The sequence below is a fragment of the Pseudomonas sp. GM49 genome (genome assembly GCF_000282355.1).
Classification (GTDB): domain Bacteria; phylum Pseudomonadota; class Gammaproteobacteria; order Pseudomonadales; family Pseudomonadaceae; genus Aquipseudomonas.
On the sequence record NZ_AKJL01000001.1, the window covers coordinates 45241 to 68136 of the forward strand.

Here is a 22896-nt window from a genome sequence, read left to right on the forward strand (position 1 = left end):
GTCGCCAGCAGATTGGCTGGCGACAAGCTGAGCTTGGACAGGATCTCGCCGTTATGACTGACACCCAGACTTCACCCGACACCACCGCTGAAATAGACGCACCGCCAGCGGTCGAGCTGCCCTGGGCGGACGTCCACGTCGAGCACCACAAGATGCTCCGTCTGGCGCCGCTGCAGACTGACCGCAACACGGGCGGGCGCCCGTTGCGCTTTGTCGAGCTCGGCTATGCCGAGCGCAACGACAAGGAACGCAGCCTGATGCGCATGAGCATCACCCTGCCCGGCCAGCGCGTGCGCAAGGAACAGAATCATCTGGACGTGTGGGTCGATCACACCGAAAAGCGCGTGCATTTCGCCCCGGATAGCGGTTTGCAGGTAGAACCGCTGAACCGTGGCATTGGCCGATTCATGGCGGCCCAGGGCATCAACTGGGCGAAGAAGCGCTGGCCGACCTACACCGTCGACGGCTTTGACCTGAACAACAAGGAAGCGCTGAACGAAGACACCCGCCTGCGCCGCGATCATTTTTTACGCGTGCACGGTTTCGACGTGGTGTATGCCGATGCCCAGCATTTGAAAGGCAGCGTCAAGCCGGTCAAGGTCGGCGACCTTTCTGGCGACTGGAACGGCGAAAAACTGCAGGTCGTGGAAATTCTCGAGGCGGCGCAGATGCTCCAGCAAGCCGAGCAGAACCTGGCCGAGCAGGAAGTCAAACTCAAGAAACACGAAGAAAAAGTCAGCAAGTACAAACGCGAAGACGCCGGGCTGCGCTTCACCATCACCTGCCTGGTGGCGTTTGCGGTGTTTCAGGCGGGGTTGCTGATCTGGATTGCCACGCACCGATGAAGGTTTGAGACCGCGGCGCATTCATTGTAGGAGCGAGCTTGCTCGCGATGGACGTTAACGATGACGCGTGTATTCTGAATAAACACGTCGCCCTTACGTTCATCGCGAGCAAGCTCGCTCCTACAAGGGTCAAACGCGGGAAGCGAACAACGCCTGATGCTCCCGGCACTGCTGTGCGCTCAGCATGAACACACCATGGCCGCCACGCTCGAACTCCAGCCAGGCGAAGTCGACTTCCGGGTACAACGCCTCAACGTGCACCTGGCTGTTGCCCACTTCGACAATCAGCAAGCCCTTCTCAGTCAGATGATCCGCCGCTTCGGCGAGCATGCGCCGTACCAGGTTCAAACCGTCATCGCCGCAGGCCAGGCCCAGTTCCGGTTCGTGCTGGTATTCGTCCGGCATGTCGGCGAAATCCTCTGCATCGACGTAGGGCGGGTTCGACACGATCAGGTCGAAACGTTGTCCCGGCAAGCCTTCGAAACCGTCGCCCTGCACCGTGTACACGCGCTCATCGACACCATGGCGCTCGATGTTCTGGTTGGCCACTTCCAGCGCTTCGAACGACAGGTCTGCCAACACCACCTCGGCATGCTGGAACTCGTAGGCGCAGGCAATGCCGATGCAACCGGAACCGGTGCACAGGTCGAGAATCCGCGCAGGCTCCGAAGCAAGCCACGGGGTAAAACGATTTTCGATCAACTCGCCAATCGGTGAACGCGGGATCAAAACACGCTCATCGACGATGAACGACATGCCACAGAACCAGGCCTCGCCCAGCAGATACGCTGTCGGTACCCGCTCTTCGATACGGCGCTTGAGCAAGCGCTGCAAATGGACCAGTTCGTCGTCTTCCAGATTGCAGTCGAGGTAGCTGTCGGCGATTTCCCACGGCAGGTGCAGTGCGCCCAACACCAATTGCCGGGCTTCGTCCCAGGCGTTGTCGGTGCCATGACCGAAAAACAGATCCTCCCCATGGAAGCGGCTGACGGCCCAACGGATATGGTCACGCAGGGTGCGAAGGCGGGAAGTGATCACGACGGCAAACTCCAGAAAAATCGACGGGCGATTCTACCAGTCAAACGACGTCACGACGACGCGGGAAACTACCGATTCAAATGTAGGAGTTATCCATTTTTTCGCCAGGCTATTGAACAAAACGTGACTATTGACAAGGCTACAGGCCAGCAACGACGGCACCTACGATCGTAGCGATTCACAGAACCGCTCAGCCAGAGGACAATGTCGCAAAAGCCCCACTCCAAGGAGCCCCAGAATGTCCGTTCCAAAAACGATGTTTCAACTCAGCGGCCGCGGTTATCCGGCAGCCAAACTGAGTCATGCGACCCTTATCATCATCGATGCCCAGAAAGAGTATTTGAGCGGGCCGCTGGCCCTCAGCGGCATGGATGAGGCCGTCGCGAACATCAAGCAGTTACTCGCCGCGGCCCGTGCCGCTGGCCGGCCGATCGTGCATGTCCGCCACCTCGGCACGCTCGGTGGAATGTTCAACCCGCAAGGCGTCGGTGGTGAGTTCATTCCGGGTCTTGAGCCACAGAACGACGAAACCATCATCGGCAAATTGCTGCCGAGCGCGTTCCACGGTACCGAACTGGCCAAACGCCTGGAGGACCTCGGCGCCCTCGACCTGATCGTCTGCGGCTTCATGAGTCACTCGAGCGTCAGCACCACTGTGCGCGCGGCGAAGAACCTGGGTTTCCGATGCACACTTATTGAAGATGCCTGCGCCACTCGCGATCTGCCCTACAAGGGTGGTGTACTGAGCGCCGCGCACGTTCATCAGACCGAAATGGCGATCATGGGCGATAACTTTGCCACCCTCGCCTTGACCCACGAACTGGTCTGATCGGCGCCCAATGAGCGGTCAAATACGCCGCTCATCCGCAAAAGCCTCTCATTAGCCGTAAATGTCATAGCCTCAGGAACATCCCGGTCAACTCCCGGTCGAAGGGCCGATACCCATTGAGGAAGGTCGGAATGAAGTTATCCGATGGTTTTGACGCTCGCCGCTTGCGGCCCAAAGGCCAGCGCAATTGGCGTTTTCGAATCGGCGCAACGATAGCCGCGTTGCTGGCCATGAGCGGTGTGTTGCTCGCCATGGCCGGTGTCGCCAGCCTGCTCGGTCACGCCCCCGCCCTCGGCGAGATGAACACCAACCGTGCCGGTGCGGCGGTGATCCTGGCGATTGGTCTGGTGGTGCTGTACCTCGGCGTGTGGCTGTGGCGCCGCTGCCGTCGCCGCTCGCGTCAGTCACAAGAACTGAACATGTCCCCGCATCTGATGAAAAAACACGACTGAGCCCAGGCTCGAAGCCCAACGCCGCGTGTTTTGTCGCGCCCCAACTGCCTGGAGTTGGGTAAACTGGCCGCCCTTCGCGGAGGCTGACATGCAAGACGACGATTTTTCCCTGTTCAAAAGCGCAATCCAAGGCGTCAAGCCGATCAAGCACGATCGCGCCGAAACCGGCAAACCCAAGGCTGACCGCGCGCAGATTGCCAAGCTGCGTCTAGCGGCCACTGTGCGCACCGAATCCACCACCGTTGACGGGCTGTCCGATCAGTTCGTCATCGACGTCGGCCCTGAAGACGAGCTGATGTGGGCGCGTGACGGCGTGCAGGAAAGCCAGATGCGCAAGCTCAAGATCGGCCAGATTCCGTTCGAAGGCAGCCTCGACCTGCATGGCATGAGTGTGGAAAAAGCCCGGGAAACCCTCTGGGCCTTCCTGGCCGAAGCGACCAAGTTCGAAATCCGCTGCGTGCGCGTCACCCATGGCAAGGCTGTACGCCTGGACGGCAAGCGGCCGATGATCAAAAGCCACGTCAACACCTGGCTGCGCCAGCATCCACAGGTACTCGGCTTCACCTCGTGCCAGGCCAGACACGGCGGTGCCGGCGCGGTTTATGTGATGCTCAAACGCACCATGATGGAAGGTCGCGACGAGTAAAGCTGATGCGCCACGCTTGCAGCGTCGTGTCCGCCACCGTACCCTTGCCCTTTGCGTAAAATCCCACAGGTAGTTTCATGTCCCTGGAACAGAATTACACCGCGATCCTTGGCCAACTGGGCGAGGACGTCTCCCGCGAGGGCCTGCTCGACACGCCCAAGCGTGCCGCCAAAGCCATGCAGTACCTCTGCCGCGGCTATGAACAGACACTGGAAGAGGTCACCAACGGTGCCCTGTTCAGCTCCGACAACAGCGAAATGGTGCTGGTCAAGGACATCGAGTTGTACTCGTTGTGCGAACACCACCTGCTGCCGTTCATCGGCAAGGCTCACGTCGCCTACATCCCGAGCGGCAAGGTCCTGGGCCTGTCGAAGGTGGCGCGGATCGTCGATATGTACGCCCGTCGCCTGCAGATCCAGGAAAACCTCAGCCGCCAGATCGCCGACGCGGTCCAGCAGGTCACCGGCGCCCTGGGCGTTGCAGTGGTGATCGAGGCCAAGCACATGTGCATGATGATGCGCGGTGTGGAGAAGCAGAATTCGACGATGATCACCTCGGTGATGCTCGGTGAGTTCCGTGAGAACGCCGCGACCCGCAGCGAATTCCTCAGCCTCATCAAGTAATTCGCGGCACGAAGAAAACCGGCACTCATCGCCGGTTTTTTTTCGTCCGCAAAAAATCAGGTAAGCTGCGCGCCCTTCTTCATTTGCACCGTGAGGCTTTCAACGTGTTCGTAAAAGCGCTTCGTGTCGGCCTTGGCCAACTGATCATCTTCATCGACTTCATCACCCGTCCAGGCAAGAAAAAGCGCCCCGCCGCGGCTCAGGCCCAGGTCGAAGCGGCCGCCAAAGGCCTGACGCTGTATCAATTCCACGCCTGCCCGTTCTGCGTGAAGACCCGCCGCACCCTGCGCCGCCTGAATGTGCCGGTGGCCCTTCGCGATGCGAAGAACAACGAACAGGATCGCCAGACCTTGCTGGAGCAAGGTGGCAAGATCAAGGTGCCATGCCTGCGTATCGAAGAGAATGGCCAGACCACCTGGATGTATGAGTCCAAGGTGATCATTGATTATCTGGACAAGCGATTCGCTGCAGCCTGATGTATTTGTGGTGATCTGACTGACGCCATCGTCGGAACGCCGCCCGGAGCAAGCTCGCTCCCACAGGGGGCTTGTGGCGTGCACAAAACCTGTGGGAGCGAGCTTGCTCGCGATGGGGCCGGCTCAGACAACGCAAACCCCGAACAAAGATAAACCGGCTCAAGGGCCGGTTTATCTTTGTCTGCTTTCAGGCTGCTTTGGCGGCTTGGGCTGCCCGCACCACCCCCGCCAAGCGCTTGAGCCCCTCATCCAGCCGCGCAGGCTCAATGTGACTGAAGTTCAACCGCAAATACCCCGGATGGTTATCCGGCTCGGGGAAAAACGGTTCGCCCGGCATGAACGCCACGTCGTTGGCCAGCGCGGCGTTAAGCAAGGTTCGGGTGTCCTGTGGCTGCTTGAGTTTCAACCAGAAAAACAGCCCGCCCTGCGGCACGTTCCAGTCCGCCAGATCCGAAAAGTGAGTTTCCAGCGCTGCTTGGAACGCATCCCGACGTCCACGGTAAAAATCGCGTAACTCACTGCGGTGCTGCTGATATTTCTCGCTGCCAATCCATTGCAGCGCCTGCCATTGGCCTACCCTATTGGTGTGCAAATCCGCCGACTGCTTGAGTTTCAACAGATGGGGAAACAGGTCGGGACTGGCGATCAGGTAGCCAACGCGCAAACCCGGCAACAGGGTTTTCGACACGGTCCCGGTATAGATCCAGCTGGCCGTCTTCAAGCGACCGGCAATCGGCGTGGCGCTGCCACCGTCGAAAGTCAGTTCGCGATAAGGCTCGTCTTCGATCAGGGTGACGCCAAACTCGTCGAGCAGCGCTGCCACCGCGTCGCGCTTTGCTTCGCTATAACGCACGGCCGATGGATTCTGGAAGGTCGGGATCAGGTAGATGAAGGCCGGACAGTGTTTTTCCAGGCGTGCGCGCAATTGCGCCAGGTTCGGACCGTCAGCCTCCAGCGGCACGGTCAGGCATTCGGCGCCGAACAGCTGAAAAATCTGCAACGCCGCCAGATAAGTCGGCGCTTCGAGCAGGACTTCAGTGCCCTTGTCGATGTAGAGCTTGGCTGCAAGGTCCAGGGTCTGCTGTGAGCCGCTGACCACCAGCACCTGCCCTGCCTCGCACGGCACTCCCAACGCTCGCGCTTCTGCTGCCAGCGCTTCGCGCAGCGCCGGCTCGCCTTCGCTCATGCCGTATTGGCCCATGGACAACGGCATGTCGGCCCATTCGACCTTCGGCAGCATGGCTTCGGCGGGCAGGCCGCCGGCAAATGACATCATCTGCGGACGCTGAGCCGCGGCGAGGATTTCACGGATCAAAGAACTTTTAAGGCGCGAGACACGTTCGGAAAAAGCCATGGGGATCACCGGTAGCGAGGCACGAGGAAAATGAGTCAAACTTATTGACCGAAATTACGCCAGCTCGAATGGATACGTCAATATGCTTGACCTTAAAAACCCGATCTCCCAGCAGCAAGCCATGGAAGCGTTTTTCTTCGGCTACCAGGCCTTCACCGCCAAGGCCGATGAAATGCTCGAACGTCGCGGCCTGAGCCGGGTGCATCAGCGCATCGTGTTTTTCATCGCCCGTTACCCGAACCTGAGCGTCAAGGAGTTACTGGCCTTGCTCGGCGTGAGCAAGCAGGCGCTGAACATGCCATTGCGACAATTGTTGGAGATGCACCTGGTCGACAGCGTCGCGTCCGAGACCGACAAGCGTAAGCGCTTGCTGGAATTGACTGCTGAAGGCACACGGTTTGAGCAGGCGTTGAGGCGCGAGCAGGTGAAATTGCTGGAACGGGTGTTTGCCGAGGCCGGGGAGACGGCGGTGAATGGGTGGCTGGCGGTGAATCTGGCGTTGGGGCAAACCCGGTTGTCGGCAGACTGAGTGTTGAATCAGCTGGATTTGTAGTGGCTGAACCGACGCCTTCGTCGGAACGCCGCCCGGAGCAAGCCCGCTCCCACAGGTGGGAATGCGGTCAACTGTGGGAGCGGGCTTGCCCGCGAAGGGGCCGGAACAGGCGATATATCCCTAAAGCCAAACTTTTCGTCGACAAAACCAAAAACATTATTTGCATTATTTGTATACAAAAGCATAATCCACCTCGTGCGAGTTTCTGACCAAGCGGTCAACAAATTCGCAAGTGCCTCAAAGGGCCGCTGCCACCCTCATGGGTCCGGCCCTGGAAATAACAATAAAACTCTTGAGGAGTATTCGCTGTGGAAAGCCGCAAATCCGAAGCATCGACGCTGGATCTCTCGCCGCCATTACGCAATGGCTTGCTGGAACGTCTGTTCAAACTCAGCTTGCACGGCACCACGGTGAAGACCGAGCTGATTGCCGGTCTGACAACCTTCATCACCATGGCTTACATCATCTTCGTTAACCCCAACATCATGGCCGACGCCGGGATCGACCACGGTGCAGCGTTCGTCGCCACCTGCATCGCCGCCGCACTCGGTTGCCTGTTGATGGGCCTGTACGCCAACTGGCCGGTCGGCCTGGCGCCGGGCATGGGGCTGAACGCCTTCTTCACCTACACCGTGGTCGGCACCATGGGCTACAACTGGGAAACCGCCCTCGGCGCGGTGTTCGTTTCCGGTGTGCTGTTCATGATCCTGACCTTCTCGCGGATCCGCGAATGGCTGCTCAACAGCATCCCGGTCAGCCTGCGCTTCGCCATGGGCGCCGGCGTGGGTCTGTTCCTGGGGCTGATCGGCCTGAAAACCGCGGGTATCGTCGTCGATAGCCCGGCTACCCTGATCAAGCTCGGTTCCCTGCGCGAGCCCGGCCCGCTGCTCGCCGCCGTGTGCTTCCTGATGATTGCCATCCTCAGCTATCACAAAGTGTTCGGCGCAATCCTCATCAGCATCATTACCGTGACCCTCGCCGGTTGGGGCCTTGGGTTGGTGCACTACGAGGGCATCATGTCGGCCCCGCCAAGCCTGGCACCGACCTGGATGGCCATGAACGTCGCCGGTGTGTTCAACGTCAGCATGATCAGCGTGGTCCTGGCGTTCCTCTTCGTGCACATGTTCGACACCGCCGGCACACTGATGGGCGTTGCCCAGCGCGCCAACCTGGTGGGCGCTGACGGCCGCATCGAAAACCTCTCCCGTGCGATGAAAGCCGACAGTGCTTCCAGCGTATTCGGTGCAGTAGTCGGCGTTCCGCCAGTGACCAGCTATGTAGAAAGTGCTGCCGGCGTGGCCGCTGGTGGTCGGACTGGTCTTACCGCAGTCACCGTTGGTGTGCTATTTATAGCTGCAATGTTTTTCGCACCTCTGGCCGGCATGATTCCCGCCTATGCCACCGCTGGCGCACTGATTTATGTAGCAATGCTGATGATGGGCGGCATGGCTCACATCGAATGGGATGAAGCGACCGACAGCATTCCGGCGATTGTCACCGCAATCATGATGCCGCTGACCTTCTCGGTTGCCGACGGTATCGCGCTGGGTTTCATCACCTACGTGGCGTTGAAGGCCGGTACCGGCAAGTACAAGGAAATTTCCGTAAGCCTGTGGGTGCTCTGCGCGATCTTCATCGCCAAGTTCATCTTCCTGTAAGCCTTACGCGGGACCCGCTTCAAAACAGCCTCACCCCGTCGGGTGAGGCTTTTGTGCAAATGGAGGAAAGTGATGAGTCTGGAAACCTGGCTGCTGTTCAGCGGCGCTGCGCTGATAGTGATCCTGATCCCGGGGCCGCTGTCTTTGCTGATGATCAGCAACAGTCTGAATTACGGCCTGCGCCGCTCTTACCCGGCCTTTCTCGGCGGCGTGTCCGCATCGATCTGCCTGCTCAGTGCTTCGGCGCTGGGCCTGGGTGCGTTGTTGCTGGCTTCGGAACAGCTGTTCAGCGCCCTGAAGATTATCGGCGCACTGTATCTGTTCTACCTCGCCTGGCAGAGCTGGCAGCAATCGCGCCAGCCTTCCCACGGCGCTGAAGTGCCGCAAGCAGCACCGGTGCCTCGCTTTCGTGCACTGTTCGGCCGTGCCTTCATGCTCGGCGCCAGCAATCCGAAAGACATACTGTTCTTCGCCGCTTTCCTGCCACAGTTCTTGAGTGCCGAACAACCGTTCCTGCCGCAACTGCTGGTGATGATTGCGACCTGGACCGTGCTCGACCTGCTGTGCAAATTGGCCTACGGCCTCGGCGCCCATGGTGCGGCGCGCTATCTGCGCAGCGGCAAGGGCCAGAGCTGGTTCAACCGGATCAGTGCGGGGTTGTTTGGTGGTGCGGGTGCAGCGTCGCTGCTGAGCCGCTAAAAGCTGTAGGAGCGAGCTTGCTCGCGATGGACGTCAACGATAACGCGTGCAGTATGAATTATCGCGCTGCCTGGACCTCCATCGCGAGCAAGCTCGCTCCTACAGACGAAAAAAAGCCCGCAGTGTGAGCGGGCGAAAGACCAAAGAAGCTATATGCGCAGTCGCTTCCAGGGTGCAGCTGCTGCTTGGGGGATCAGCTGCCGCGATAGGTGGAGTAGCTATAAGGCGAAATCAACAACGGCACGTGGTAGTGATCCTGTTCGGCAGAGATGCCGAAACGAAGCACCACGACATCCAGAAACGCCGGCTCCGGCAGTTTTACACCACGGGCGCGGTAGTAATCGCCGGCATGAAACTGAACCTGATAGACCCCGGAGCGGTAGTCATCGCCTTGCAGCAGCGGTGCATCGACACGGCCATCGCTGTTGGTAACGGCAGTGGCGACCAATTCCAGCTGCGAACCTTCAACGCGGTACAACTCGACCTTGATCGAGCTGCCCGGGCAACCGTGTGCTGCGTCCAAAACGTGTGTAGTCAAACGTCCCATTGATTCTGCGCGCCTGCCTGCGTGGAGCAGTCAGACTTCGCGCCTCCCGAAGTCAGTTGAAAAGGAGACCGCACCGATTCGAAGCACGAAAAGCTGCGGCGAGCGAATTATTAAGACACTTTTCAAAAAAATTGTACACAATAAAAACGACATATTTCGCATTACCCCCGCCCTCTGCATATTTACCGTCGATTTCCCGCCAAACCGCACAGCCTTTGAACCCTTCAATCAATAATTGACCAGTCAGGCAGATTTCTTGCAGGCTCACGCCAATAGCAGTAAAAGATGACAGTCGGTGAAAAATGCGAAAAATCAGGCTTACAAAGTGAATATAAAGTTGTATACAATCAGCCCATCGCTGTGACGCAAGCCTGCCATCCAATTTTCAGCTGCGTCACACCAACCGTCATCATCGAACAAGAAGGAAGCCTGCAGTGAGCGCTGACTATCCACGCGACCTGGTCGGTTACGGCAGTAACCCTCCTCACCCCCACTGGCCGGGCAATGCCCGCATTGCCTTGTCGTTCGTACTCAATTACGAAGAAGGCGGCGAGCGCAACATCCTGCACGGCGACAAAGAGTCCGAAGCGTTCCTCTCGGAAATGGTTTCAGCCCAGCCGCTGCAAGGCGCGCGTAACATGAGCATGGAATCCCTCTACGAGTATGGCAGCCGTGCCGGCGTCTGGCGGATCTTGAAGCTGTTCAAGGAATTCGACATTCCGCTGACCATCTTTGCCGTGGCCATGGCCGCCCAGCGTCACCCGGATGTGATCCGCGCCATGGTCGATGCCGGCCACGAGATCTGCAGCCACGGCTATCGCTGGATCGACTACCAGTACATGGATGAAACCCAGGAACGCGAGCACATGCTCGAAGCGATCCGCATCCTCACCGAGATCACCGGTGAACGCCCACTGGGCTGGTACACCGGCCGCACCGGCCCGAACACCCGTCGCCTGGTGATGGAAGAAGGTGGTTTCCTCTACGACTGCGACACCTACGACGACGACCTGCCCTACTGGGAACCGAACAACCCGACCGGCAAGCCACACCTGGTGATCCCGTACACCCTGGACACCAACGACATGCGCTTCACCCAGGTCCAGGGTTTCAACAAGGGCGACGATTTTTTCGAATACCTCAAGGACGCGTTCGATGTGCTCTACGCAGAAGGCGCCGAGGCACCGAAAATGCTGTCGATCGGCCTGCACTGCCGCCTGATCGGCCGTCCGGCGCGTCTGGCGTCGCTCAAGCGCTTTATCGAATACGCTAAAAGTCATGAACAGGTGTGGTTCAGCCGTCGCGTCGACATCGCACGTCACTGGCAGGAAACCCACCCGTACCAAGGGGCCGCGAAATGAGCGCCTTTCAAACATTGAAACCATCGACATTGAGCCGCGACGCCTTCGTCAAAGCCTTCGCCGACATCTACGAACATTCGCCATGGGTGGCCGAGAAGGCCTTCGACCTGGGCCAGGACGCTTCGATCGACCAGATCGAAACCCTGCACCAGCGCATGAGCGACATCCTGTTGAGCGCCGATCACGCAAGCCAGTTGGCTCTGATCAACGCTCACCCGGACCTGGCCGGCAAAGCCGCCGTCCAGGGCCAGTTGACCGAAGCCAGCACCCATGAACAGGCTGGCGCCGGTATTCACCAATGCACGGCCGAAGAGTTCCAGCGCTTCACCGAGCTGAACGACGCCTATAAAGCCAAGTTCAAGTTTCCCTTCATCATGGCGGTAAAAGGCAGCAACCGGCATCAGATCCTCGCAGCGTTCGAAACGCGCATCCACAACCCGGTCGACACCGAGTTCAAGTGCGCGCTGGCGCAGATCAACAAGATCGCCCTGTTCCGATTACTGACCCTATAGCAAGCCTGGCCCAGGCATTTCATGAACGCCGAAATCAACCTGGGCCTCGCAAGCATCCCAAGCCACTTATTTAAAGGCAGACAAGAAGAATGAAAGCTTACGCCGTACCTTTCGAGAAGTTCGTCAACCTGGCCGATGCCCGCCTGGGCACCAAAATCATCTCGGTCACCGATGACTGGTTCGCAGACGCCAACCGTCTGTTCCAACCGACCCCGGCCGTATGGAAGGAGGGCGTGTTCGATGACAACGGCAAGTGGATGGATGGCTGGGAGTCGCGCCGCAAGCGCTTCGAAGGCTTCGACAGCGCCGTGATCCGCCTGGGCGTACCGGGTTCGATCAAGGGCGTCGACATCGACACTTCATTCTTCACCGGCAACTTCCCGCCATCGGCGTCCCTGGAAGCGTGCTTCATGGCGTCGGGCGAGCCTGATGAAAACACCCAGTGGACTGAAGTGCTGTCCGCCGTCGAGCTGCAAGGCAACAGCCACCACTACCACGAAATCAACAACGACCAGGCGTTCAGCCACCTGCGCTTCAATATCTACCCGGATGGCGGCGTGGCCCGTCTGCGTGTGTATGGCGTGCCATTCCGCGACTGGTCGGCGATCGGCGACAACGAGCAAGTCGACCTTGCCGCGGCCCTCAACGGTGGTCGCGCCCTCGCCTGCTCCGACGAACACTTCGGCCGCATGAGCAACATCCTCAATCCGGGCCGTGGCATCAACATGGGCGACGGCTGGGAAACCGCACGTCGTCGTACCCCGGGCAATGACTGGGTCATCGTCGCGCTGGGTCATGCCGGTGAAGTCGAGAAAGTCATCGTCGACACCCTGCACTTCAAGGGCAACTACCCGGACAGCTGCTCGATCCAGGGCGCATTCGTGAAGGGCGGCACCGACAGCCAGATCGAAACCCAGTCGCTGTTCTGGCGCGAACTGCTGCCAAGCCAGAAGCTGGAAATGCACGCCGAACACACCTTCGCCGAGCAGATCAAGGCACTGGGCCCGATCACCCACATCCGCCTGAACGTGTTCCCGGATGGTGGTGTGAGCCGCCTGCGCGTACTGGGCAAGGTCGCGAAGTAATGCTGAGCCTGTAGGAGCGAGCTTACTCGCGATGGTCGTCAACGAAAACGCGCCCAATCTGAATGAATGCGGTGTCTTGACGTTTTTCGCGAGCAAGCTCGCTCCTACAAAGAACCATCAATACCTAAACAGATTAAGAAGAACAGCATGCGCACACTGACGATTGAACCGCTGACCAAAGAAGCCTTCGCCCCTTTCGGTGACGTGATCGAAACCGACGGCAGCGATCACTTCATGATCAACAACGGTTCGACCATGCGCTTCCATAAACTGGCTGTGGTCGAAACCGCAAAGCCAGAGGACAACGCGATCATCAGCATCTTCCGCGCCGACGCGCAGGACATGCCGCTGACCGTCAGCATGCTGGAGCGCCATCCGCTGGGCAGCCAGGCTTTCATTCCGCTGCTCGGCAACCCCTTTCTGATCGTGGTCGCGCCACTTGGCGATGAACCTGTATCAGGCTTGGTCCGCGCCTTCGTCACCAACGGCAGGCAGGGCATTAATTACCATCGCGGCGTCTGGCACCACCCGGTGCTGACGATCGAAAAGCGGGATGACTTCCTGGTGGTTGATCGCAGTGGCACAGGCAATAACTGCGATGAGCATTTTTTCAAAGAGGATGAGCGTTTGATCCTCGCCCCCCACCAATAAGAGAAGGTCCGATCACTCGACAACAAGAGTGACGGGCGAGAGGTAAAGACTGTGGAAGCACATCTGTTGGAATGGCTGAACCTGAGCGTGCGCTGGGTTCATATGATTACTGGTGTGGCCTGGATCGGCGCATCGTTCTACTTCGTCTGGCTGGAAAACAACCTCAATCGGGTCAATCCGAAAAGCGGTCTGGCCGGCGATTTGTGGGCGATCCATGGCGGCGGTATCTACCACCTGGAAAAATACAAACTGGCTCCACCGACCATGCCGGACAACCTGCACTGGTTCAAATGGGAAGCCTACTTCACCTGGATGTCGGGGATCGCGCTGCTGTGCGTGGTGTTCTACTCCAACCCCACGCTCTACCTGCTGGCTCCGGGCAGCACCCTGAGCGGCCCTGAAGGCGTGGCCATCGGTCTCGGCTCGCTGTTCATCGGCTGGTTCATCTACTCCTTCCTGTGCGACTCGGCCCTGGGCAAACGCCCTGCCCTGCTAGGTTTCATCCTGTTCGTCCTGATCATCGGCGCGGCCTACGGCTTCAGCAAAGTGTTCAGCGGTCGCGGTGCGTACCTGCACGTCGGTGCGATCATCGGCACCATCATGGTCGGCAACGTGTTCCGCATCATCATGCCGGCGCAACGTGCACTGGTCGCGGCGATTGCCGAGAACCGCACGCCCGATCCGGCCCTGCCGGCCAAAGGCCTGCTGCGTTCGCGTCACAACAACTACTTCACCTTGCCGGTGCTGTTCATCATGATCAGCAACCACTTCCCGAGCACCTACGGCAGCCAGTACAACTGGTTGATCCTGGCCGGGATCGCGGTACTGGCGGTGTTGGTGCGTCACTACTTCAACACCCGTCATGACAGCCACAAGTTTGCCTGGACTCTTCCAGTCGCAGCCGTGGGCATGATCAGCCTGGCTTACGTCACCGGCCCTGCGCCGCTGAACAGCCCGGAAGTGGCCAAGGCACCAGCGAAGATCGAATACCAGCCGCTACCGGAAACAGCAGTGGGCGGTGGTTTGAAACCCGCTGAAGCCAAACCCGCTGAAGCACCAGCCGCCGCACCGGCGCAGGCGTCCAACGCCGGCCCTGGCTTTGACAAAGTGCACAGCGTGATTCAGGAACGTTGCGCGGTTTGCCATTCGGCCAAGCCAACCAGCCCACTGTTCAGTGCGGCCCCTGCCGGTGTGATGTTCGACACCCCCGAGCAGATCCGCCAGAACGCAGCACGGATCCAGGCACAAGCTGTCACCAGCCAGATCATGCCACTGGGCAACATCACGCAGATGACCCAGCAGGAACGTGACCTGATCGGTGCCTGGATTGTGCAGGGAGCTCCGACCAATTAATCGTTAAAAGCATCGCGAGCAAGCTCGCTCCCACATTGATTTTGTATCGATCACAAATCCCCTGTGGGAGCGAGCTTGCTCGCGATTGGCCGCGCCGCGGTCAACCCTGATGCACAAAATCACAAGAATAAAAAAGATCCGAGGTGTTGCATGTCCGAGCTATCCGCAGCGCGCATCCCCGACGCACCCGCCATTCAGCGTTTGCCCCTCTTGCAACTGATCCTGGTCGGTTTGCAACATGTTCTGCTGATGTACGGTGGTGCCATCGCGGTACCGCTGATCATCGGACAGGCCGCTGGCCTGAGTCGTGAAGAAATCGCCTTCCTGATCAACGCCGACCTGCTGGTGGCGGGTATCGCCACCATCGTCCAGTCCCTCGGCATCGGCCCCATGGGCATTCGCATGCCGGTGATGATGGGCGCCAGTTTCGCCGCCGTCGGCAGCATGGTCGCCATGGCCGGCATGCCCGGAATCGGCCTGCAAGGGATCTTCGGCGCGACCATCGCCGCCGGGTTCTTCGGCATGCTCATCGCCCCGTTCATGTCCAAAGTCGTACGCTTCTTCCCGCCGCTGGTGACCGGCACGGTCATCACCTCGATCGGTTTGTCACTGTTCCCCGTGGCCGTGAACTGGGCTGGCGGCGGTGCGAGCGCCGCACAATTCGGTTCGCCGATTTACCTGACCATCGCCGCGCTGGTGCTGGGCACCATTTTGCTGGTGCACCGCTTCATGCGCGGCTTCTGGGTCAATATTTCCGTGCTGATCGGCATGTGCCTGGGCTACGTGCTCTGCGGCCTGCTCGGCATGGTCGACCTCAGTGGCATGGCTCAGGCGCCATGGCTGCAATTCGTCACGCCGCTGCACTTCGGCATGCCGAAGTTCGAACTCGCGCCGATCCTGTCGATGTGCTTGGTGGTGGTGATCATTTTCGTCGAGTCCACCGGGATGTTTCTGGCGCTGGGCAAGATCACCGGCCAGGAAGTCTGCCCACGGATGCTGCGTCGCGGCTTGCTGTGCGATGCCGGCGCCTCGTTCTTCGCCGGGTTCTTCAATACCTTCACCCACTCCTCCTTCGCCCAGAACATCGGCCTGGTACAGATGACCGGCGTGCGCTGCCGCTCGGTGACCATCGTTGCCGGCGGGTTGCTGATCGTCCTGAGCCTGCTGCCCAAAGCCGCGTTTTTGGTGGCGTCGATCCCTCCGGCAGTCCTGGGTGGCGCAGCGATTGCGATGTTCGGCATGGTCGCCGCCACCGGGATCAAGATCCTGCAGGAAGCCGACATCGGTGACCGTCGCAACCAGTTGCTGGTGGCGGTGAGCATCGGCATGGGGCTGATCCCGGTAGTACGCCCGGAGTTTTTCGCCCACCTGCCCGTGTGGATGAGCCCGATCACCCACAGCGGCATCGCCATGGCCACCCTCAGTGCCCTGACCTTGAACCTGCTGTTCAACATCCTTGGTGGCGCCGAACGCGCGGCCATCAACGACTGCCACGCACACCAACATTGACTGAATAGGCACTGCCCCCCTGTAGGAGCGAGCTCGCTCGCGATGGTAGCTAACGATTACGCGTGATTACTGAATCAACGCGGCGCTCTTAAGTCCATCGCGAGCAAGCTCGCTCCTACAGGGGGCAAGGGCTGCCTGCGCCTCAAAAATAAAAACAAGAGGGAGCAACAGATGATTCGGACACAAACCAACCTGCTGTTGGGTGCTGGCCTGCTGGCCGCGAGTCAGGCCATGGCCGGCGATTTACTGCTGTGGCAGACCAACAGCCTGAGCTACCTGTACGGAAAGAACTTCGCGATCAACCCACCGATCCAGCAGACGATAACCTTCGAACACGCCGACCGCTGGAAGTACGGCGACAACTTCATGTTCATCGACAGCACCTGGTACAACGGCGACAAAGACCGAAACAAAGGTGCTCACGCCTATTACGGCGAGTTCAGCCCGCGTCTCTCCTTCGGCAAGATCCTCGACCGCCGTTTCGAATTCGGCCCGATCAAGGACGTGCTGCTGGCCATGACCTACGAAAACGGCGAAGACGACACCGAGGCCTACCTGATCGGCCCCGGTTTCGACCTTGCGGTACCGGGCTTCAACTTTTTCACCCTGAACTTCTATTACCGCCAGACCGAAGGTTCGCGCCCTGGCGATGATGTCTGGCAAATCAGTCCGGCCTGGTCCTACACCCTGCCACTGGGCAACTCGAACCTGTTGATCGACGGCTACATCGACTGGGTGGTGGATAACGACCAGAACGCCCGCGGCACCTATCACGCCAACCTGCACTTCAACCCGCAGATCAAGTACGACCTGGGCAAAGCCCTGGGCTGGCGCGAGAAACAGGTGTATGTCGGCACCGAATACAGCTACTGGAAGGACAAATATGGCGTCCAGGACAGCTCCCGTTTCAACACCAATGAAAACACCGCCAGCCTGCTGGTAAAGGTGCACTTCTAATGCTGCTCCGCAACCGTGCCCCAAACCTGTCGTCGGTGTGCCGTTGCGGAGCACTTGAGACCTGGCCGAGGAGTCAGTATTCTCCGCGGCCGCCCGAATCCGGTTTAAAAAAAAGCCCGGATGTAAAACCTGACCAGCAGGCCAACTTATCCCGGCACTGGCAGGAACCAAGGCACTCCAAAACCCCTCTCAATCGACCGCTCTTGAGCCGTCGAGCGGGAGTTTTTTTGCTTTTTGAAAGCCTTGGCCCAGCTCTTGCTCACAGCGCTAAAGCTGACCGAATGGATAATTTTTTTCAGCTACAGAAACAGGCGCCACACCAGAGCGCCGACTTTAAAAAAATAACGTGGAACCACCTACTTTTTGGGAGCAACCGAATGAAACGTACGTGCACTAGCCTGATGCTGGCAGGATCGATGCTGGCGGGGGGCCAGGCCATGGCCGGCGATTTGCTGCAATGGCAGAACAACAGCCTGTCCTACCTCTACGGTAAAGACTTCAAGGTCAACCCGCACATTCAGCAGACCGTGACCTTCGAACACGCCGATGGCTGGAAGTACGGCGACAACTTCTTCTTCATCGACAAAATCTTCTACAACGGCAAGGAAGACGCCTTCGCTGGCAAGAACACCCACTACGGTGAGTTCAGCCCACGCCTGTCGTTCAACAAGATCTTCGACCAGAAGTTCGAGCTCGGCCCGATCAAGGACGTGCTGCTGGCCATGACCTACGAGTTCGGTGAAGACGATACCGAGTCCTACCTGATCGGCCCTGGTTTCGACCTGGCCATCCCGGGCTTCGACTACTTCCAGTTGAACTTCTACAACCGCCACACCGAAGGCGACCGCCCGGGCGACAATGTCTGGCAGATCACCCCGGTCTGGTCCTACACCATCCCGGTGGGCGATTCGAACATCCTGATCGACGGTTTCATGGACTGGGTAGTCGACAACGACGTGAACAAAAATGGCGAATACCACGCCAACCTGCACTTCAATCCGCAGGTTAAATACGACTTGGGCAAGGCGCTGAATTTCGGTGCCAAACAATTGTATGTCGGTGTTGAGTACGACTACTGGTCGAACAAATACGGGATCGACGATTCCAAGGCGTTTAACACCAATCAGAACACGACGAGCTTCCTGGTGAAGTTCCACTTCTGATCCTGCTGTAACCGGCGTCTGCAAGGACGCCTCCGCGGGCAAGCCCGCTCCCACAGGGATTTGCGTCGTACGCCGAATTGGAATTCGGCGCAAATCTTTGTGGGAGCGGGCTTGCTCGCGAATGCCGCACCGCCGCTATCAAGCCGAAACCACCGCCTCGTTAATCCCCAGAAACCGGCACAACTCCCCACGCTTGGCCAACGCATCGCGTCGCCCCAGCTCGATCAATTCGCTGCAATACCCCGCCTCGAACAGCAGATAGCTCAATACCCCCGCCCCGCTGGTCTTGGTCGCACCCGGCCCGCGCAAGAACAGGCGCAGCGCCGGTGGCAGTTCCTGGCGATGGCGTGCGGCGATCTCGTCGATCGGCTGGCTCGGCGAAATCACCAGCACGTCCACCGGCGCCACGCCCAAGGCGCGGGTTGGCGTACCGTCGGGCATCAGGCGACTGAACTGGTTCAGGCGCTGCAACAGCTCGATATCACTTTCCAGGCTGTCAATGAACGTACTGTTGAGCATGTGCCCGCCGATTTGCGCCAGTGTCGGCTGCTGACCGGTGTAGCTGCGCTGCAAGGGTTGTTGCGGGTTGAACCCGCGGGGGTTGCCGCTGACGCCTACCACCAACACCCGACTGGCACCCAGATGCAGCGCCGGACTGATCGGTGCCGACTGGCGCACCGCGCCATCACCGAAATACTCTTCGCCGATTTTCACCGGGGCGAACAGCAGCGGAATGGCCGAACTGGCGAGTAGATGTTCAACGGAAAGCTGGGTTGGAACGCCGATGCGTCGATGGCGCAACCAGGCATCGATCTTGCCGCCGCCCTGATAGAAGGTGACTGCCTGACCGGACTCATAGCCGAACGCGGTGACCGCCACCGCATGCAATTGCTTCTGTGCAATCGCTTCGGCGATGCCGCCCATATGCAGCTTGTCATGGAGCAAATGCCGCAGCGGAGAACTGTTGAGCAACGCCACCGGCATGTGTGCACCGATGCCAAGCAAACTGTGGCTGACAAAGCGGCTGGCCTGGCGGATCACCCCGGGCCAGTCGCTGCGCAACACCAGATGACTGCGAAAGCCCTGCCAGAAGGCCGTCAGGTGTTCGATGGCGCTACGAAAGTCCATTGCCCCGCTGGCGAGGCTGACTGCGTTGATCGCGCCCGCCGAGGTGCCGACAATCACCGGAAACGGATTGCTCGCCCCCGGCGGCAGCAATTCGGCAATCGCCGCCAGCACCCCGACCTGATAGGCCGCCCGAGCCCCGCCGCCGGAAAGAATCAACCCTGTAACCGGTTCGCCTGGACTCATGCACAACTCTCCATGGTGCTTGATGGAATTTCGTTGTTTCGACCTGTTCCCTTGCTCGCGATGGTCGTGAAAACGGCGCGGGGTGTCAGGTGCCCCGCGTTATCGTTGACCACCATCGCGAGCACGCTCGCTCCTACAGGGGATCGGGACTCAACCGCGTTTGGCGTACAGCTTGGGCTCGCCCGGCGGACGGCTCTTGAAGCGGCGGTGGGCCCACAGGTATTGCTCGGGATGTTCGCGCAGAACGGCTTCGATCCATTGATTGATGCGGATGCAGTCGTCTTCTTCGGTTTCACCGGGGAAGCCTTCGAGCGGCGCATGAATCACCAGGCGATAACCGCTGCCGTCCGCCAGGCGTTCCTGGGTGAACGGCACCACCAGTGCCTTGCCCAGCCGCGCAAACTTGCTCGTGGCGGTGACGGTCGCCGCCTGAATGCCGAACAGCGGCACGAAAATGCTTTGCTTGGCGCCGTAGTCCTGATCCGGTGCGTACCAGATCGCCCGGCCCGAGCGCAGCAATTTGAGCATGCCGCGCACGTCTTCGCGCTCCACCGCCAGCGAGTCGAGATTGTGGCGCTCGCGGCCCTGGCGCTGGATATAGTCGAACAGCGGATTTTTGTGCTCGCGGTACATGCCGTCGATGGTGTGCTGCTGACCGAGCAACGCGGCACCGATTTCCAGCGTCGTGAAGTGCAGCGCCATCAGGATCACGCCCTTGCCCTCGCGCTGGGCCTTTTGCAAATGCTCCAGCCCTTCGACATGAGCCAGGTTCGCCAGGCGTTTACGCGACCACCACCAACTCATCGCCATCTCAAAAAAAGCGATGCCGGTGGAGGCGAAGTTTTCCTTGAGCAGGCGTTTGCGCTCGGCGGCGTTTTTTTCAGGAAAACACAGTTCCAGGTTGCGCTTGGCGATGCGCCGTCTGTCGCCGGCCACCCGATACATCAATGCACCCAGAACACGACCGATCCACAACAGTGCCGGATACGGCAACTGGACGATCAGCCACAACAGCCCCAAGCCACACCACAGCGGCCAGAAACGTGGAGATAGAAATGCTTTTCGAAAACGCGGGCGGTCCATTAATGCTTCCGGAATGACAATGGCCGCGCATTCTACATCGTTCGACCCGGCTTGCGGCCTGCGGGCGTTCTCGTTATAAGTCTCGGCACTTTTAGTGACAAGTCGTTGTATGCCGACCATGAGCCAAACCGAACCGCTAGACCAAGATCCCGTGTTCCAGTTGAAGGGCAGCATGCTGGCCATTACGGTGCTGGAACTGGCCCGTAACGACCTCGAAAGCCTTGATCGGCAACTGGCCGCCAAGGTCGCCCAGGCGCCCAACTTCTTCAGCAATGCGCCGCTGGTACTGGCCCTGGACAAACTCCCGGCCAACGAAGGCGCGGTCGATCTGCCAGGTCTGATGCGCGTTTGCCGCCAGCATGGCCTGCGCACCCTGGCGATCCGCGCCAGCCGCATCGAAGACATCGCCGCCGCCATTGCGGTGGACTTGCCAGTGCTGCCACCGTCCGGCGCCCGGGAACGGCCACTGGACCTGACCGAAGGCGAGCCGAAGAAAAAACCGGAAAAACCGCCCGAGCCGGCCATCAAGCCGACGAAAATCATCACTTCGCCAGTACGTGGTGGCCAGCAGATTTATGCCCAGGGCTGCGATCTGGTGGTGATCTCCTCGGTCAGCCCGGGGGCGGAACTTCTCGCCGATGGCAACATCCATGTATACGGCCCGATGCGGGGTCGCGTGTTGGCCGGCGTCAAGGGCGACACCAAGGCGCGGATTTTCTGTCAGCAAATGAGTGCTGAACTGATTTCCATCGCCGGGCATTACAAGGTTTCCGAAGATCTGCGCCGCGACCCGTTATGGGGTTCGGGTGTGCAGGTCAGCCTGTCCGGCGACGTGTTGAACATCATTCGGCTTTAACGGATACTGCCGCATTTTCCAAGCATCTCTAAAACGTAGCGAAAACGGCTCAAACGAAGTAGGAAAAAGGCCGAAAGCAGTGTTTACCGGGGGTAAACGCCGCTCAAAACCGGATTCCAGCCAAGGCTGTCCGACTGCAGTAGTTTTTCAGGAGATGTTTTTCAGGGACTGAAAAGTCCTTTTTCCTTAGGGGTGAAACACCTTGGCCAAGATTCTCGTGGTTACATCCGGCAAGGGTGGTGTGGGTAAGACCACCACCAGCGCCGCTATCGGTACCGGCCTCGCTCTGCGCGGTCACAAAACAGTTATCGTCGACTTCGACGTGGGCTTGCGTAACCTTGACCTGATCATGGGTTGCGAGCGCCGCGTGGTGTATGACTTCGTCAACGTGGTCAACGGCGAAGCCAACCTGCAACAGGCCCTGATCAAAGACAAGCGCCTGGAAAACCTCTACGTGCTGGCCGCCAGCCAGACCCGCGACAAAGACGCACTGACCGTCGAAGGCGTGGAAAAAGTCCTGATGCAACTCAAGGAAGACTTTGAGTTCGTGGTCTGCGACTCCCCGGCTGGTATCGAGAAAGGCGCCCACCTGGCCATGTACTTCGCTGACGAAGCGATCGTCGTGACCAACCCGGAAGTCTCCTCGGTGCGTGACTCCGATCGCATGCTCGGCCTGCTGGCCAGCAAGTCCCGTCGTGCCGAACGCGGCGAAGACCCGATCAAGGAACACCTGCTGATTACCCGTTATCACCCGGAACGTGTGAGCAAAGGCGAAATGCTCGGCGTAGAAGACGTCAAGGAAATCCTTTCGGTGACCCTGCTCGGCGTGATCCCTGAATCCCAGGCGGTGCTCAAGGCATCCAACCAGGGTGTTCCAGTGATTCTCGACGACCAGAGCGATGCCGGCCAGGCCTACAGCGATACCGTTGACCGCCTGCTGGGCAAGACCGTGGATCATCGATTCCTCGATGTACAGAAGAAGGGATTCTTCGAGCGCCTGTTTGGAGGCAACTAAGCAATGAACCTTTTTGACTTCTTTCGTGCCAACAAAAAGCAAAGCACCGCGTCGGTAGCGAAAGAGCGTCTACAGATCATCGTGGCGCACGAACGCGGCCAACGCAGTACCCCGGACTACCTGCCGGCCTTGCAGAAGGAACTGGTCGAGGTGATCCGCAAGTACGTCAATATCGGGTCCGATGACGTGCATGTCGCACTGGAAAGCCAGGGCAGCTGCTCGATTCTGGAACTCAATATCACCCTGCCAGATCGCTGAGTCGATCCGGCTGGAGCCACGGCGGCTCAGGTCCCTTCTGCAACCGGAAGGGACCTGAGCCG

The 22896-nt window shown here is 59.3% G+C and carries 26 protein-coding genes; 21 read left to right on the plus strand and 5 right to left on the minus strand.

Annotation, left to right across the window (positions count from 1 at the left end):
- The first annotated feature begins 53 nt into the window (after positions 1–53).
- Positions 54–845, plus strand: a complete 792-nt coding sequence (locus tag PMI29_RS29500; protein ID WP_007993077.1) for a hypothetical protein — start codon at positions 54–56, stop codon at positions 843–845.
- A 129-nt stretch (positions 846–974) separates the two neighbouring features.
- Here the strand turns inward: PMI29_RS29500 and prmB are convergent, their stop codons facing one another.
- Complete coding sequence (gene prmB / locus PMI29_RS29495; protein ID WP_007993078.1) at positions 975–1883, minus strand: 50S ribosomal protein L3 N(5)-glutamine methyltransferase; 909 nt, start codon at positions 1881–1883, stop codon at positions 975–977.
- A 238-nt stretch (positions 1884–2121) separates the two neighbouring features.
- Between prmB and PMI29_RS29490 the strand changes: the two genes are divergently transcribed.
- From PMI29_RS29490 to PMI29_RS29470, 5 genes are all read left to right on the plus strand, one after another.
- On the plus strand, positions 2122–2712 hold the full coding sequence (locus PMI29_RS29490; RefSeq protein ID WP_007993079.1) for a cysteine hydrolase family protein: 591 nt from the start codon (positions 2122–2124) through the stop codon (positions 2710–2712).
- Between the two features lie 131 nt (positions 2713–2843).
- Positions 2844–3164, plus strand: a complete 321-nt coding sequence (locus tag PMI29_RS29485; RefSeq protein WP_007988126.1) for a hypothetical protein — start codon at positions 2844–2846, stop codon at positions 3162–3164.
- 88 nt (positions 3165–3252) lie between these two features.
- Complete coding sequence (locus PMI29_RS29480; RefSeq protein WP_007993080.1) at positions 3253–3810, plus strand: Smr/MutS family protein; 558 nt, start codon at positions 3253–3255, stop codon at positions 3808–3810.
- A gap of 77 nt (positions 3811–3887) precedes the next feature.
- Positions 3888–4433, plus strand: a complete 546-nt coding sequence (gene folE / locus PMI29_RS29475; RefSeq protein WP_007988130.1) for a GTP cyclohydrolase I FolE — start codon at positions 3888–3890, stop codon at positions 4431–4433.
- A gap of 104 nt (positions 4434–4537) precedes the next feature.
- Entirely contained in the window at positions 4538–4909 is a 372-nt protein-coding gene (locus PMI29_RS29470) for a glutathione S-transferase N-terminal domain-containing protein (protein ID WP_007988133.1), read from the plus strand.
- Between the two features lie 187 nt (positions 4910–5096).
- Here the strand turns inward: PMI29_RS29470 and PMI29_RS29465 are convergent, their stop codons facing one another.
- Positions 5097–6263 carry an aminotransferase-like domain-containing protein gene (locus tag PMI29_RS29465; protein WP_007993081.1) on the minus strand — a complete coding sequence of 389 codons (1167 nt, stop codon included), beginning with the start codon at positions 6261–6263 and terminating at the stop codon, positions 5097–5099.
- Between the two features lie 82 nt (positions 6264–6345).
- On the opposite strand from PMI29_RS29465, the gene PMI29_RS29460 reads away from it, so the two are divergent.
- The 3 genes from PMI29_RS29460 (at position 6346) to PMI29_RS29450 (ending at position 9173) form a co-directional block, all read left to right on the plus strand.
- Entirely contained in the window at positions 6346–6792 is a 447-nt protein-coding gene (locus PMI29_RS29460) for a MarR family winged helix-turn-helix transcriptional regulator (protein ID WP_007993082.1), read from the plus strand.
- A 332-nt stretch (positions 6793–7124) separates the two neighbouring features.
- Positions 7125–8474, plus strand: a complete 1350-nt coding sequence (locus PMI29_RS29455; RefSeq protein ID WP_007993083.1) for an NCS2 family permease — start codon at positions 7125–7127, stop codon at positions 8472–8474.
- A gap of 72 nt (positions 8475–8546) precedes the next feature.
- The gene (locus tag PMI29_RS29450) at positions 8547–9173 is read left to right on the plus strand and encodes a LysE family translocator (protein WP_007988142.1); all 627 of its coding nucleotides are present in this window, start codon (positions 8547–8549) and stop codon (positions 9171–9173) included.
- Positions 9174–9366: 193 nt separating this feature from the next.
- On the opposite strand, the gene uraH is transcribed toward PMI29_RS29450, so the two are convergent.
- Entirely contained in the window at positions 9367–9720 is a 354-nt protein-coding gene (gene uraH, locus PMI29_RS29445; RefSeq protein WP_007993084.1) for a hydroxyisourate hydrolase, read from the minus strand.
- Between the two features lie 285 nt (positions 9721–10005).
- Here uraH and PMI29_RS31845 point away from each other — a divergent pair, with 285 nt between their 5' ends.
- The 9 genes from PMI29_RS31845 (at position 10006) to PMI29_RS29405 (ending at position 18311) form a co-directional block, all read left to right on the plus strand.
- A complete protein-coding gene (locus PMI29_RS31845; RefSeq protein WP_157221333.1) occupies positions 10006–10158 on the plus strand; it encodes a hypothetical protein in 153 nt (50 codons plus the stop codon).
- A complete protein-coding gene (gene puuE / locus PMI29_RS29440; protein ID WP_007974927.1) occupies positions 10155–11081 on the plus strand; it encodes an allantoinase PuuE in 927 nt (308 codons plus the stop codon). Before PMI29_RS31845 ends, puuE begins: the two co-directional genes overlap by 4 nt.
- Positions 11078–11593 (plus strand): 2-oxo-4-hydroxy-4-carboxy-5-ureidoimidazoline decarboxylase, encoded by a 516-nt coding sequence (gene uraD / locus PMI29_RS29435; protein WP_007993085.1) that lies wholly within the window; start codon positions 11078–11080, stop codon positions 11591–11593. The genes puuE and uraD overlap by 4 nt, the downstream gene beginning before the upstream one ends.
- 89 nt (positions 11594–11682) lie before the next feature.
- Entirely contained in the window at positions 11683–12678 is a 996-nt protein-coding gene (alc, locus tag PMI29_RS29430; protein WP_007993086.1) for an allantoicase, read from the plus strand.
- Between the two features lie 147 nt (positions 12679–12825).
- Positions 12826–13329, plus strand: a complete 504-nt coding sequence (locus PMI29_RS29425; protein WP_007993087.1) for an ureidoglycolate lyase — start codon at positions 12826–12828, stop codon at positions 13327–13329.
- A gap of 51 nt (positions 13330–13380) precedes the next feature.
- Positions 13381–14682 carry a urate hydroxylase PuuD gene (locus PMI29_RS29420; RefSeq protein ID WP_007993089.1) on the plus strand — a complete coding sequence of 434 codons (1302 nt, stop codon included), beginning with the start codon at positions 13381–13383 and terminating at the stop codon, positions 14680–14682.
- A gap of 150 nt (positions 14683–14832) precedes the next feature.
- Complete coding sequence (locus PMI29_RS29415; protein WP_007993090.1) at positions 14833–16191, plus strand: nucleobase:cation symporter-2 family protein; 1359 nt, start codon at positions 14833–14835, stop codon at positions 16189–16191.
- A 171-nt stretch (positions 16192–16362) separates the two neighbouring features.
- The gene (locus tag PMI29_RS29410) at positions 16363–17148 is read left to right on the plus strand and encodes an outer membrane protein OmpK (protein ID WP_007993092.1); all 786 of its coding nucleotides are present in this window, start codon (positions 16363–16365) and stop codon (positions 17146–17148) included.
- Positions 17149–17525: 377 nt separating this feature from the next.
- Complete coding sequence (locus PMI29_RS29405; RefSeq protein ID WP_007993095.1) at positions 17526–18311, plus strand: outer membrane protein OmpK; 786 nt, start codon at positions 17526–17528, stop codon at positions 18309–18311.
- Positions 18312–18449: 138 nt separating this feature from the next.
- Here the strand turns inward: PMI29_RS29405 and PMI29_RS29400 are convergent, their stop codons facing one another.
- A complete protein-coding gene (locus PMI29_RS29400; protein ID WP_007993096.1) occupies positions 18450–19622 on the minus strand; it encodes a patatin-like phospholipase family protein in 1173 nt (390 codons plus the stop codon).
- A gap of 150 nt (positions 19623–19772) precedes the next feature.
- Complete coding sequence (locus PMI29_RS29395; RefSeq protein ID WP_007993098.1) at positions 19773–20705, minus strand: lipid A biosynthesis lauroyl acyltransferase; 933 nt, start codon at positions 20703–20705, stop codon at positions 19773–19775.
- A 118-nt stretch (positions 20706–20823) separates the two neighbouring features.
- On the opposite strand from PMI29_RS29395, the gene minC reads away from it, so the two are divergent.
- From minC to minE, 3 genes are all read left to right on the plus strand, one after another.
- On the plus strand, positions 20824–21561 hold the full coding sequence (minC, locus tag PMI29_RS29390; RefSeq protein ID WP_033051854.1) for a septum site-determining protein MinC: 738 nt from the start codon (positions 20824–20826) through the stop codon (positions 21559–21561).
- Positions 21562–21763: 202 nt separating this feature from the next.
- Complete coding sequence (gene minD / locus PMI29_RS29385) at positions 21764–22576, plus strand: septum site-determining protein MinD (RefSeq protein ID WP_007974946.1); 813 nt, start codon at positions 21764–21766, stop codon at positions 22574–22576.
- A gap of 3 nt (positions 22577–22579) precedes the next feature.
- Positions 22580–22834, plus strand: a complete 255-nt coding sequence (minE, locus tag PMI29_RS29380) for a cell division topological specificity factor MinE (protein WP_007974947.1) — start codon at positions 22580–22582, stop codon at positions 22832–22834.
- Positions 22835–22896 lie beyond the last annotated feature (62 nt).